10 protein-coding genes are annotated in these 12,840 nt (G+C 73.9%); 3 read left to right on the top strand and 7 right to left on the bottom strand.

Annotated elements, in window-relative coordinates; genetic code table 11:
- Nucleotides 1-62 precede the first annotated feature (62 nt).
- On the bottom strand, nucleotides 63-1,619 hold the full coding sequence (locus BMX65_RS27210) for a DNA-binding protein NsdB (protein WP_075002994.1): 1,557 nt from the start codon (nucleotides 1,617-1,619) through the stop codon (nucleotides 63-65).
- 247 nt (nucleotides 1,620-1,866) lie between these two features.
- Between BMX65_RS27210 and BMX65_RS27205 the strand changes: the two genes are divergently transcribed.
- Both BMX65_RS27205 and BMX65_RS27200 read left to right on the top strand, forming a co-directional pair.
- Complete coding sequence (locus BMX65_RS27205; RefSeq protein ID WP_075002993.1) at nucleotides 1,867-3,051, top strand: aminoglycoside phosphotransferase family protein; 1,185 nt, start codon at nucleotides 1,867-1,869, stop codon at nucleotides 3,049-3,051.
- A 263-nt stretch (nucleotides 3,052-3,314) separates the two neighbouring features.
- Complete coding sequence (locus BMX65_RS27200; protein ID WP_075002992.1) at nucleotides 3,315-5,351, top strand: N-acetylmuramoyl-L-alanine amidase; 2,037 nt, start codon at nucleotides 3,315-3,317, stop codon at nucleotides 5,349-5,351.
- A gap of 89 nt (nucleotides 5,352-5,440) precedes the next feature.
- Here BMX65_RS27200 and BMX65_RS27195 read toward each other — a convergent pair whose 3' ends face one another.
- The 6 genes from BMX65_RS27195 to BMX65_RS27165 form a co-directional block, all read right to left on the bottom strand.
- A complete protein-coding gene (locus BMX65_RS27195; RefSeq protein WP_075002991.1) occupies nucleotides 5,441-5,938 on the bottom strand; it encodes a glycosyltransferase family protein in 498 nt (165 codons plus the stop codon).
- A gap of 387 nt (nucleotides 5,939-6,325) precedes the next feature.
- Nucleotides 6,326-6,544: a DUF397 domain-containing protein gene (locus BMX65_RS27185; protein WP_019356239.1), complete on the bottom strand. Its 219-nt coding sequence runs from the start codon at nucleotides 6,542-6,544 to the stop codon at nucleotides 6,326-6,328.
- A 199-nt stretch (nucleotides 6,545-6,743) separates the two neighbouring features.
- Nucleotides 6,744-7,937, bottom strand: a complete 1,194-nt coding sequence (locus tag BMX65_RS27180) for a thiolase domain-containing protein (RefSeq protein WP_075002989.1) — start codon at nucleotides 7,935-7,937, stop codon at nucleotides 6,744-6,746.
- Nucleotides 7,934-9,073 (bottom strand): thiolase domain-containing protein, encoded by a 1,140-nt coding sequence (locus tag BMX65_RS27175; RefSeq protein ID WP_239501884.1) that lies wholly within the window; start codon nucleotides 9,071-9,073, stop codon nucleotides 7,934-7,936. The genes BMX65_RS27180 and BMX65_RS27175 overlap by 4 nt, the downstream gene beginning before the upstream one ends.
- Nucleotides 9,070-10,044: a Zn-ribbon domain-containing OB-fold protein gene (locus tag BMX65_RS27170; protein ID WP_075002988.1), complete on the bottom strand. Its 975-nt coding sequence runs from the start codon at nucleotides 10,042-10,044 to the stop codon at nucleotides 9,070-9,072. Before BMX65_RS27170 ends, BMX65_RS27175 begins: the two co-directional genes overlap by 4 nt.
- A 101-nt stretch (nucleotides 10,045-10,145) precedes the next feature.
- Nucleotides 10,146-10,946, bottom strand: a complete 801-nt coding sequence (locus BMX65_RS27165) for a crotonase/enoyl-CoA hydratase family protein (protein WP_075002987.1) — start codon at nucleotides 10,944-10,946, stop codon at nucleotides 10,146-10,148.
- 207 nt (nucleotides 10,947-11,153) lie between these two features.
- Between BMX65_RS27165 and BMX65_RS27160 the strand changes: the two genes are divergently transcribed.
- Nucleotides 11,154-12,818 carry an acyl-CoA synthetase gene (locus BMX65_RS27160; RefSeq protein WP_075003028.1) on the top strand — a complete coding sequence of 555 codons (1,665 nt, stop codon included), beginning with the start codon at nucleotides 11,154-11,156 and terminating at the stop codon, nucleotides 12,816-12,818.
- The last annotated feature ends 22 nt before the right edge of the window (nucleotides 12,819-12,840 follow it).

The following is a 12,840-nucleotide window of genomic DNA, read 5'->3' as shown; positions in this document are numbered from 1 at the left end:
CGCGGACCGGTGCCCGCGGGCTGCCGCCCCGCAGGGGCCGCGCAACGGCCCGGTCTCCCGTCTCACACCGCCTCGGCCCCCTTCGCTCCGCGTACTCTGCGGATGTCGCCGGGGGCCCGCCGCAGCTCCTCCGCGTCCTTGAGGCTCCTGCCGGTCCGCGACGGCTTCGGCGCCCGGGGAAGCGCCTCCTCGATCTCCGCGCGCAGGTCCTCGACCTTGCCGTGACCGGCGTACTGCCCCGTGAGCCGGTACATCTCGCGCAACCGGTCCCAGGTGCGGTGCGAGGAGTTCTCGCTGATGGACAGCAGGGCGAGGCGGGCGTAGCGGTCCGCCTGCTCCGGGTCGTCGGAGATGAAGCAGGCCGAGGCCACCGAGAGGTAGTCGAAGATCTGGGAGCGCCGACGGCCCTCCTCACGGAGCGCCAGTGCCCGCTTGGCGTGCTGTTCGGCCGTCTTGGCGGCGGCGGGTTCGTGTTCGGCGAGGGTGCGGAAGGCCAGCGCCTCCATGCCGTACAGATCGGCCTCGTCGAACATCTGCATCCAGCCGGGCGGTGCCACGTCGCCCCGGTCCGAGGCGAACAGGTCCTCGGCCTGGCCCAGAGTGCGCCGCATCTCTCGCCCCCGCCCCATGGATGCCTGCGCCCACGCCTCGATCGTGCGGAACATGGCGCGGGTGCGGGGCAGGGCCTGGTCGCCGGAGCCGGACCGGGCCAGCTTCACCAGGTCGAGCGCGTCGTCGGGGCGGCCCAGGTGCACCATCTGCCGGGCGGCGCGGGAGAGCGCCTCGCCGGCCCGCGGCCGGTCGCCGCCCTCCCGCGCCGCGTGCGCGGCGATGACGAAGTACTTCTGGGCCGTGGGCTCCAGGCCCACGTCGTGCGACATCCAGCCGGCGAGCACCGCGAGATTGGCGGCGACGCCCCACAGCCGCTGCTGCAGCGGCTGCGGGTGGTGGTAGGAGAGCATCCCGCCCACCTCGTTGAGCTGGCCCACCACGGCCTTGCGCTGGAGGCCGCCGCCACGTTCGGCGTCCCAGGCGCGGAAGACCTCCACGGAGTGCTCCAGCGCCTCGACCTCCTGCCGCCCGACCGGAGCGGCCTCGTAGCGGTCGTAGGCCGAGTGGCCGACGGGGACCGCCTGGGCCGCCCCTCCGGTGCCCTGTGCGCGGGACGTCACCGGGTCGCTGCCGAGCCAGTTCTGCATGGCACTGCTGAGTGCCGATCCTGCGGCGAGCGCGGCGCCCGCGCCCACCATGCCGCGTCGGTTGAGCATGAGGTCCATTCCCGTGAATTCGGTGAGGACCGCGGCGACCTGGCCGGACGGCAGGGGCAGTCCGTCGACGGGCTGCCCCTGAGCTGTCTGCCCCGGCCCGGTGAACCCGAGGTCCTCGATGGTCACGACACGGCCGAGTCGCTCGGTGAACAGGGACGCCAGCACCTTGGGCACCGGATCACGCGGAGTCTCCCCGGTGTCGATCCAGCGCCGCACCCGGGAGGTGTCCGTTGCCAGTTGCGCGTACCCCATCGCTGCCGCCTGCCGGTTGACCAGCCGGGCGAGCTCGCCCTTCGACCATCCGGCGAGTGCGAAGAGGTCCGCGAGGCGCGCGTTGGGTCCCTTTGTCACGTCAAGCCCCCAGGTTCTCGGCTGAGTTGACAGTAGCTTCCGTACGCCCCGGTACGGCGGGCCCGAGAACATTCGCCAGGGTTCGCCAGGGTCCGCCAGATGGTGTGCCACCCGCGCCCGGGTGTCGTGTAGGAACGCGCCACCCCGGTCGTTCCGCCCGGCCCGCATTCCCCAGGGTGCTCAGGTCCGGACGGGCAGCCGGGGAGGCGCGGAAACCCGTCGGCACACGAAGGGATCTCGCGCGCCCATGTATTCAGCACCATCCCCCGTGTCCGTGCAGCGTCGGCCGCGTGCGGCCCCGGTGCCCCCGCCCAGCGGAAGAGGGCCGGCCGTGCTGGCCCCCGATCCGGCACGCGATCCCGCGCGGGCACCGGGCCCCGTCGTCCCGCACCCCGGCGCCCGCATGGATCTCCGCGCGCCCAGCACCGTGTCCCCACCCGTCAGCGGGAGGCTGGACTTGTCCGGCCCGCAAGGTACCCGGCTCCGTGCCGCCATCTCCTCGATCCACCGGATCTGCCCGGAGTTCACCCCTGTCCAACTGCTCCGCAGGCGAGGACGCTCGGTGCTGCTGGCCGGCACCGCCGGACGGAACACCCTCATCGCCAAGTGCCTGCTGGACCACTCCTCCGCCTGGGCCGAGCGCTTCCAGCACGAAATAGCGGTCTACCGGGCCTTCGTACGGCACCGTCCGCCGGTACGGACTCCGCGGCTGGTCGCCGCCGACCCGGACGCCTGCACCCTGGTGATCGAGCGCGTTCCGGGGCGGGTCGCGGCGGCGCAGCGGCACCCGGTCGAGGCGCCGCCCCGGGCGGATCTGCGGGCGGTGATCGGCTCCTTCCGCCGGCTCAACGAGTGGGAGCCGCCGCCGTCGGCGTTCGAGCGCCCGCTCGACTACCCGGCGCGGCTGACCCGCTTCCACGAACAGGGCCTGCTGACCGACCGCGATCTGGGCGATCTGCAGAAGCTGCTGCACGGACTGGTGCAGTACCGCGGGCCGGGCGGCCGGCGCGGGGTGCCCTGGCAGTTCTGCCACGGGGACGCCCTGCTGACCAACGTCATGCTGGGTCCGGCCGGTCCCTCCCTGGTCGACTGGGAGCACGCGGGCTGGTATCTGCCCGGCTACGACCTGGCCTCCCTGTGGGCGGCACTGGGGGACGCGCCGCTGGCGCGCCGTCAGATCAGCCAGCTCGCCCAGGCGGCCGGTCCGGCGGCACGGGATGCCTTCCTGGTGAATCTGATGCTGATCCTCACCCGGGAGATCCGTACCTACGAGGCGGCCGTGCAGCGCACCATGCGGGAGCCCTCGCCGCAGGTCGCAGCGGAGGGGGGCGGCCTTCCCACGGGCGAGGAGCAGCGGCTGCTGCTGCGCAGGCTGCACGACGACTGCGCCACGGCGCGGCGGGCCGTGCGCGCGGCGGTCGGCACCCGCTGATCCGGCAGCCGAGGGGCCGTTCGGGTCATCCGCCCGGAGCGGCGGCCGGGACGCGTGGCGTGCCCGGGGGTGTCACCGGTCTGCACCGGTGACACCCCCGGGCGCCCACCCCGCCGGGGCCCGGACGACGTGCGGAGACGGGTTCTGTGGTGTGGCAGCGAACTGACAGCCGCGCGGAATGATTGACGGATCGTCGGCCAATGGGTACGTCTGAGGACTGCTCGCGTCCGTGACCTCACGGCGCACAGTCCGAGGAGGCGGCATTGCCACGATCCTTCCGTGACCCAGACAGCGCACCCGCCGACGGCAGCAGCCCCAGACGCGGCAGCCGCGGCGAGAGACGTACCGGCCGCCGCGGATCCCGCTCCGCGGTCGTCGCCGCGTCAGCAGCCGCACTGGTCGTCCCGCTGCTGACGGCGGGGAGCCCGGCGACAGCGGACCAGCCCGACGGCCGGACGTTCCAGCAGCAGTTCGCCGCTGCCGCGGACCGCTACCACGTGCCGGAGAAGGTCCTGCTCGGCGTCTCGTACCTGCAGTCGCGCTGGAACGCGCACCTGGGGGCACCCAGTGTCTCCGGCGGGTACGGACCGATGCACCTGACCGACGCGCGCACAGCCCTGGCCTCCTCCCGTCCGCAGGGCCACACCTCCACCGAGGACGCCCGGGGCGACAGCGCCCGCCCGCTCCGCTCCGCCGCGCGGCCCGGCCGTCAGCAGCCGGCCGGGAAGCTCCCGGCGCGGCTGCGGACGCTGGCGCGTGCCGCCGAGCTGACCGGGCTCGACGCGGCCCGGCTGCGCTCCTCCACGGAGGCCAATCTGCGCGGCGGCGCCGCCCTCCTCGCGGACGCGCAGCGGCGGCTCGGCCACCCGCTGAGCGCCGACCCGGCGGACTGGTACGAGGCGGTTGCCGCCTACCCGGGCGGCGGGCGCGGCGAGCCGAGCGCCACGGCGTTCGCCGACGACGTGTTCGACGTACTGCGCACGGGTGAAAGCCGGACCACCGACACCGGCGCCGCCGTCACCCTGCGGGCCACGCCCGGGCTGCGCTCTCCGCAGGCGTCCGACCGGGCGCGCCGTCCCCGGAACAGGGTGGAGTGCCCGCGCAGCGTGGACTGCGAGTGGTATCCGGCGGCGTACGAGAAGTGGACCGACGACTCCGGCGCCGAGGACTACGGCAACCACGACAAGGCGCGGCGCCCCCGGTCGCAGAAAATCGACTACATCGTCGTCCACGACACCGAGGGGACGTACGAGACGACGCTGAGTCTGGTGACCAACCCGAAATACGTCTCCTGGAACTACACGCTCAGGTCGTCCGACGGACACGTGGCGCAGCATGTGCGGGCCAAGGACGCCGCCTGGCACGCGGGCAACTGGTACGTGAACTCCAAGTCCGTCGGCCTGGAGCACGAGGGCTTCCTGACCGATCCGGACGCCTGGTACACCGAGGCGATGTACCGCAGCTCGGCGCGGCTGGTGAAGTACCTCGCCAAGCGGTACGACATCCCGCTGGACCGCCAGCACATCCTCGGCCACGACAACGTGCCCGGCCCGACCGCCTCCAGCGTCCGCGGCATGCACACCGACCCCGGTCCCTACTGGGACTGGCAGCACTACTTCACGCTGATGGGCAAGCCGTTCACGCCCAAGGCCGGTCCGCGGTCGGGAGTGGTGACGATCCGGCCCGACTACGACGGGCACAAGCCGCTGTACACCGACTGCGAGGGCGCGGGCAAGCCCTGCCCCGCGCACGGTTCCTCCGCCGTCCGGCTGCACCAGGCGCCGGACGCGTCCTCGCCGCTGGTCGAGGACATCGGGCTGCGGCCCGACGGCTCCCCGTCGACCACCGGGGTCAACGACACCGGCGCCCGGGCCACCACCGGCCAGCAGTACGCGGTCGCCGACCGGAAGGGCGAGTGGACGGCCGTCTGGTACCTCGGGCAGAAGGCGTGGTTCCACAACCCCGCCGACGGGCGCACCGCCGTACCCGGCCGGGGCACGGTGCTCACACCCCGCGAGGGGCGTACGGAGATCCCGGTGTACGGGCGGGCCTATCCCGAGGCGGACGCCTACCCTGAGGGCGTACCGGTGCAGGCGCTCTCACCGCTGCCGTACAAGGTCACCGCGGGGCAGCGCTACGTCGCGGGGCTGCGGACGTCGGGCGAGTACCTGTACGCCGTGACCTACGACCCCGATGCGGAGAACTTCCAGGTGGTCCGGGGCAAGCAGCGGTATTACCAGATCCAGCTCGGCCACCGGGTCGCGTTCGTGAAGGCGGCGGACGTGCGCGTGGTCCGCTGAGCGTTCCGCTGCGGAAGGCGGGCACCGCCTCCGGCCGGACGGCCGGCGGAGGCGGTGCCCCTCGGCCGTCGGGCCGGCGCCCGGGGCGGCTACTGCTGGAACATCTCGGCGGGCAGCGGCTTGAGGAGCGCGTAGAGGTCGTTGGTGATGGGGCGGTCCCAGCTCGCGATGGTGACCAGCACGCCGTCGCTGCGGTCGAACTGGACGCAGGAGATCCGGTCTTCGGAGAGCTTGACCCGGCGGACGATCAGCAGGTTGTCCTCGTGCATGACCGGGTCGTCCTCGGTGCTGACGACCTCGACGTGCTCGTCGTTCTCCAGCGCGGCCAGGAGCTGCGCCACCTCGAAGGGTGCCTCGTCGTCGGCGACCTCGCGCGCCGGGGAGCCCTCCGGGAGGTTCCCGATGATCATCGCCGGGCCGCGGCCGCCGAACAGGTCGTACCGCAGGAAGACGCCCTGGCAGGTGCCGTCCGGAGCGGGCAGCAGTCCCGCGCCGAGATTCCCCGGCCAGTCGGACGGGTCCATGGCCAGGACATCGAAGTCCGGGCCCGCGGGCACGGCGGCGCTGCGGCGGCGGAGGAACGACATGCCGCAATAGTACGTGCCCCTCGGTGATCGCCCTCAGTCAGTGCCCCGCCACCCGCACGGCGACGGGGTTCCCGGTGGCGGGGTCCGCTGCGGGGCGCCGCGCGGTCAGGCTGCGGGAGGGGCCGGCACTTCCGGTGCCGGACGGGCGGGGCGGGCGGGGCGGGCGTGGCGCAGGGGGGCGGATCAGTGTCAGCTCCTCACCGTGCGCCCCCGCGTACGGGCGCTCCGCGACGACCTGCCGCAGCAGGGTGCCGGCGGGGCGGTGGTCCCCGGTGCGGTCCTCGGACTCCGCCGCTCCGGTGCGGGCGGGTGGGGACGTCTCCGCCGGGTGCTGCGAGCCGGGTTCCGACGGCGTCCGGGAGGACCGGGACGCCGTCGGCCGGGATGTCACGTCAGGTCGAACTCGCCCTCGCGGGCCCCGCGGACGAAGGCGCGCCACTCCCCCGGGTCGAAGATGAGCGCGGGCTTGTCGGGCTGGCGGCCGTGCCGCATCGCCACGAACCCCTCGACGAAGGCGATCTCGACATCGCCGGTGCCCCGGCTGCTCGACTGCCACTGCGCCCGGCTGAGGTCGAGTTCAGGCTGCCCGATGGTGCTGTCGGCCACGCTGGTGCTCCTCCCGGTCGTCCTGCCGCCGGCGTCACCCTAACCAGCGGCGCGGTCGCCGGGACAGGGCGCGGCAGCGGGAAATCGAGGGACGGGCGGCTCCTCCCGCGCCGGGTGGCGGCCGGCCCGTGCGCCGCGCCCGGCGCGGTTCCGGGCGGGTGATCGAATGATCAGATGGTCAGGCGGTCACGTGGTCTGGTCACGTGGTGGGCGGCCGGTCGCCGACCAGCCACATGGCGAAGAACTGCGAGCCGCCCCCGTAGGCGTGCCCCAGCGCCCTGCGCGCCCCCGGCACCTGGTGTGCACCTGCGGCGCCACGCACCTGGAGGGCGGCCTCGGCGAAGCGCAGCATGCCCGAGGCGCCGATGGGGTTGGTCGACAGCACCCCGCCCGAGGGGTTGACCGGCAGCTCCCCACCGGGGCCGGTGGCGCCGGACTCGGTCATCCGCCAGCCCTCCCCCTCCTCGGCGAAGCCGAGGTTCTCCAGCCACATCGGTTCGTACCAGGAGAAGGGGACGTACATCTCCACCACGTCGATCTCGCGCCGCGGGTCGGCCACGCCCGCCTGCCGATAGACGTCGGCGGCGCAGTCGGTGCCCGCGCGCGGCGAGACGGCGTCCTTGCCCGCGAAGAGGGTGGGCTCGCTGCGCATGGCTCCGCCGTGCACCCAGGCCGGCGGGCGGGGGGCGCGCGCGGCCCCGGCCCGGTCGGTCAGCACCATGGCGCAGGCCCCGTCCGAGGAGGGGCAGGTCTCCGAGTAGCGGATGGGGTCCCAGAGCATCGGTGAGGAGCGCACCTTCTCCAGCGTGAGGCCCTCCTCGTGGAGGTGCGCGTAGGGGTTCCGCAGCGCATTGCGGCGGTCCTTGTAGGCGACGAGCGCACCGATGTGGTCGGGCGCCGAGGTGCGGTGCATGTAGGCGCGGACGTGCGGCGCGAAGAAGCCGCCCGCGCCCGCCAGCAGCGGCTGCTGGAACGGCACCGGCAGCGACAGGCCCCACATGGCGTTCGATTCGGACTGCTTCTCGAAGGCGAGGGTCAGCACGGTGCGGTGCAGCCGGGCCGCGACCAGGTCGGCGGCGACCAGCGCCGTGCTGCCGCCGACCGAACCGGCCGTGTGCACCCGCAGCATGGGCTTGCCGACCGCACCGAGCGCGTCGGCGAGGTAGAGCTCGGGCATCATGACGCCCTCGAAGAAGTCGGGCGCCTTGCCGATCACCACGGCGTCGATGTCGGCCCAGCCGAGCGCCGCGTCCTCCAGCGCCCGGACCGCGGCCTCGCGGACGAGCCCGGCGATCGAGACGTCGCGGCGGGCGGCGACGTGCTTGGTCTGGCCGACCCCGACGATGCCGACGGGCTCCTTGTTCCTGGCGCCGGGCCGGGTGGCGGTGCTCATCCTCGCTCCTCCTCGGCTCCATGGCTGCCGGGCCCGTCCGCGGCGGCGTCCGACTCCAGGACCGCCACGAGGTTGTGCTGCAGGCAGGGGCCGGAGGTGGCGTGCGCGACCGCGCGGCGGGCCTCCCCGCAGGCCACGCGCTCCGCGGCCTCGCCGATGCGGATCAGTCCGGCCGCCATCACGGGGTTGGCCGCCAGCGGCCCGCCCGAGGGGTTGACCGCGGTGCCCGGGCCCAGCCGCAGCGCCTTGCGCAGGACGACCTCCTGCGCGGTGAAGGGGGTGTGCAGCTCGGCGACGTCCGGTGGCGGCGCCTGCGGGTCGAAGAGTCCGGCGCGTTCGGCGGCCAGCCGGGTGGAGGGCGAGTCGGTGAGGTCCCGGACGCCCAGGCTGTGTGCCTCGATCCGGTGGTCCATCCCGCGGATCCACGCGGGGCGGCGGCCGGTGCCGCAGAGCCGGCGGGCGGTGTCCCCGGCGGCCAGCACGAGCGCGGCGGCGCCGTCGGAGACGGGTGGTACGTCGTGCAGCCGCAGCGGTCCGACGAGGTGGTCGCTTTCCAGCAGCGCGTCGGCGGAGGGCGAGCCGGTGAGCTGGGCGTACGGATTGGCTTCGGCGGCGTTCCTGCTGCGGGCGGCGATCCCGGCCAGCTCCCGCTCGTCGGTGCCGCCCGCGTCGAGCAGCGCGCGGGTCTGCAGCGCGGCGAGGGAGACGGAGTCGGGCCACAGCGGGGCGAGGTAGTAGGGGTCGAGTTGGCGCGTGAGGACCGCGGGCAGATCGCCCGCCGAGGACTTGCCGTACGCGTACACCAGTGCCGTCTCCGCCCGGCCGGTCAGGAGCTTGACCCACGCCTCGTGGAGGGCCCAGGCGCCGTCCGCCTCCACGTGCGACTCGGAGATCGGGGGCCAGGCGCCCACCCCGTCCAGGGCCATGGTGAAGGAGAAGGCGCGCCCGGCGAGGTAGTCGCAGGAGCCGGAGCAGGTGAAGTCGACGGCCCCCGCGGACAGCCCGGTCCGCTCCAGCACCTCGCGCAGCACCGGCAGCAGCATCTCCACCTCGGAGAGGTCGTCTGCCGCCCGTACGTGCGCGGTCTGCGCGAAGGCGACGACGGCGACCTCGGGGAGTCCGTTCCGGATCGTCACAGCAGCTCCTGGTAGGTCTCGGGGGCCGCGTCCGGCTCGCCGGTGGGCCGGTAGTGGTCGGGATGGCGGCCGCCCTCGGTCCAGACGGGTTCGACGCGCAGCCCCATCCGCACCTGGTCGTAGGGGATGCCGGCGATCCGGCCGTGCAGGGCGAGCCCGGCGCCGTCCAGCGCGATGTGCGCGTAGACGTAGGGCACCTCGATGTCGAGCCCCTTGGCCTTGATGTTCACGACGCAGAAGGTGGTGACGGTCCCCGCCGGCCCCACCTCCACCTGTTCCGCGGTGGGCACTCCGCAGGTGGGGCAGGCGCCGCGCGGCGGGACATAGACCTTGCGGCACCCGGGGCAGCGCTCGCCCAGGGTGCGGTGCCGGGCCAGTGCCTCCAGGTAGCGGGTCTGGGCGCGGCCGGGCGTGTAGGTGTAGTCGAGGCGGGCCTCGGCGACGATGCCGTGCACGGGGTCGGCGAACGCTCCGCTGTGCGGCCTCGCCGCGGGCCGGGTGCTGTCGTCCGCGGCGTCGGCGGCCGGCTCGAAGCAGGCGATGTCGGTGATCGCACCGCTGCGCTCCTCGGCCCAGCGGATACGGACGCGCATCCCGGTGCGGACCTGTGCGGGCCCGCCCGGCACATCGAGCGCGTGCAGGAGCGCGGTGTCGGCGCCGTCGAGGCGGACCAGCGCCCATGCGAAGGGGTGCCGGAGGGGCTGCCCGCGGCGCGGGGCGCTGTTCCACGCCCAGGTGGTGACGGTGCCGGTCCGGCCGACCTCCACCAGGTCGCGGAGTTCCGCGGCGGTGTCGGGGTCGTACTCGGCCGGCGGCACCAGGGTGCGGCCGTCCGCGGTGCGGACGCCGAGGACCGTGCGTTCGCGGAGGCCGGTGAGGAAGGCGCTCTGGACCGGGCCGAGCGAGCGGGTGAAGGGGAACTCGACGACGAGGGGGGCGCTGAGCGTTCCGTGCGCGGGTGCCGCGTTCAAGGGTGGGTGCCCCTTCCGTCTCTGGTGGAGGTTCCTGCTCCGGCTGAGGTTCCTTCTGCGGTCGCGGATCTGTCTCCGGCCGAGCCGGCGGGTCGGCGGGCTCACTCCCGGCGGAACCGTGGCGCCCTCTTCTCGGCGAAAGCCCGGGCTCCTTCCTTCGCGTCGGCGGTGGCGAAGACGGGTTGGCCGCACTCCAGTTCGGCGGCGAGTCCCTCGGCCTCCGCCATGGACGCGGTCCGGTGGACCGACTCCTTCACGGCCTCGACGGCCAGCGGCCCGCAGGCGTTGATCCGCGCCGCGGTCTCCAGTGCCGCCTCCAGCGCGGTTCCCTCGGGTACCACGCGTCCGATCAGCCCGATGCGCGCAGCCTCCTCGGCGCTGTACGGACGCCCGGTCAGCAGCATCTCCAGAGCGTGGGTACGGGGAATCTGCCGCGGCAGCCGCACCGTCGAGCCGCCGATCGGGAAGAGGCCGCGGCGCACTTCGTAGAGGCCGAAGACCGCGCTCTCGCCCGCGACGCGGATGTCCGTGCCCTGGAGGATCTCGGTTCCGCCCGCCACGCAGTGCCCCTCGACCGCCGCGATGACCGGCTTGCGCGGCCGGTGGTGGCGCAGCATGGCCTTCCAGTGCAGGTCGGGGTCCGCGCGCAGCCGTTCGCGGTAGGGACCGGCGGCCGTGCCGTCTCCGGCGAGGGCTTTCAGATCCATGCCGGAGCAGAAGGTGCCCCCGGCGCCGGTGAGGACGACGGAGCGGATCGTGTCGTCCGCGTCGGCCTCCAGCCAGCCGTCGTACAGGCCGACGAGCAGCGGCAGGGAGAGCGCGTTCCTGGCTTCGGGACGGTTGAGGGTGAGCACGAGGGTGGCACCCGCGCGCTCCACGGTCAGATGCTCGGTACCGCCCATCGCGGTTCCTCCCGTCTGCGGTCCGCATCCGGACCTGGAACAGGTTGCAGTACGGGCGGCCGGAGTTCAAGAGGTTTCTGACGCAGCGTCATATTTTTTCCCGCGGCCTCTTCCGGTCTTCCCCCGCCGGTGCTCTGATGGCGCCGGCACGCACGGGGGCACGCACACCAGACGAGCACGCCGGGCCGGGGTATGGAGGAGCGCGCCGTGGAATACAACCTTGCCGACCTGTTCGAATCGGTCGCCGACACCGTCCCCGACCGCGAGGCGCTGGTCCATCTGGACCACCCCGGCACCGGCGCCGAGCGCAGACTCACCTACGACGGGCTGGACCGCGCGGCCAACCGGTTCGCGCACCACCTCACGAGCAGCGGCGTGCGGCCCGGCGAACACGTCGGACTGCATCTGTACAACGGCGTCGAGTACGTGCAGACCCTGCTGGCCTGCCTGAAGATCCGGGCCGTCCCGGTCAACGTCAACTACCGCTATGTGGAGGGCGAACTGGTCCACCTCTACCGGGACGCCGACCTGGCGGCGCTCGTCTTCGACGGTGAGTTCACCGCCCGGGTGGCCGCCGCCGCATCACGCGCGCCGAAGCTGCGCCACCTGGTGCGGGTGGGAGGCGGCCCGGACCCGCGCCCGCCGGCCCCGCGGGGCCGCACGGCGCCCGCCACGTTCGCGGAGTTCGCCGAGGCCGAGGCGGCGGGATCGCCCGAGCGCGACTTCGGTCCGCGCTCGGGCGACGACCTGTTCCTCATCTACACCGGCGGCACCACGGGAATGCCCAAAGGGGTGATGTGGCGCGCCGAGGACCTGTTCTTCTCCGGGCTCGGCGGCGGCGCGCCCACCGGCGAACCGGTGGCACGCCCCGAAGAGTTGGCCGAGCGGGTCGCGGCCGGGGGCGAGGGGCTGGTGTTCTTCCCCACTCCCCCGCTGATGCACGGAACCTCCACACTGACGCTCTTCATCGGGCTGGACTACGGCCAGAAGGTGGTGCTGCACCGCAAGTTCGCCCCGGAGGAGGTGCTGCGCACCGTCGAGCGCGAGCGGGTCACCGCGCTCTCGCTGGTGGGGGACGCGATGCTGCGGCCGCTGGTGGACGCGCTCGCCGGGCCGATGCGCGGGACCGACTGCTCCTCGCTGCTCGCGCTCTCCAGCTCCGGAGCCGTGCTCTCCGGGACGGTGCGCGAGCAGTTCACGGCGCTGGTCCCGCACACCGCCGTGCTCAACAACTTCGGGTCCTCCGAGTCCGGGTTCAACGGCACCGCCACCGCGGACTCCGGCCCGGCGAACGGCTTCCGGATCAGCGTCGACGCACACACCACCGTCGTCGACCCGGACACCCGCCGCCCCGTGGCACCGGGCGGAACCGGCCGCATCGCGCTGCGCGGCCACGTCCCGCTGGGCTACTACAACGACCCCGCCAAGAGCGCCGAGACCTTCTTCGAGGCCGAGGGGGCGCGCTGGGTACTGCTGGGCGACACGGCGACCGTCGACGCGGACGGCGTCGTCACCGTGCTGGGCCGGGGGTCCCAGTGCATCAACACCGGAGGCGAGAAGGTCTACCCGGAAGAGGTGGAGGAGGCCCTCAAGTCCCACCCCGGCATCTACGACGCGCTCGTCGCGGGCCTCCCGGACGAGCGGTGGGGCCAGCGGGTGGCGGCCGTCGTCCAACTACGCGGCGACGCCGCCGTACCGCTCACCGCCGAGGGGGTGCGGGCCCACGCCCGCACCCGGCTGGCGGGCTACAAGGTGCCCCGCAGCGTGGTGCTCGCCGCGCACATCCAGCGGTCGCCCAGCGGCAAGGCGGACTACCGCTGGGCCCGGCGGATCCTGCGGGAGGCGACGCACCCCGCACCCCCGGACGGCTGAGCGGCACCGGCCCGCCCGGCGC

This window comes from Streptomyces qinglanensis (assembly GCF_900111245.1).
In the GTDB taxonomy this organism is placed as follows: Bacteria; Actinomycetota; Actinomycetes; order Streptomycetales; family Streptomycetaceae; genus Streptomyces; species Streptomyces qinglanensis.
Note: the sequence above shows the minus strand (reverse complement) of the source record. Positions and strands in the feature narration are given on the sequence as shown.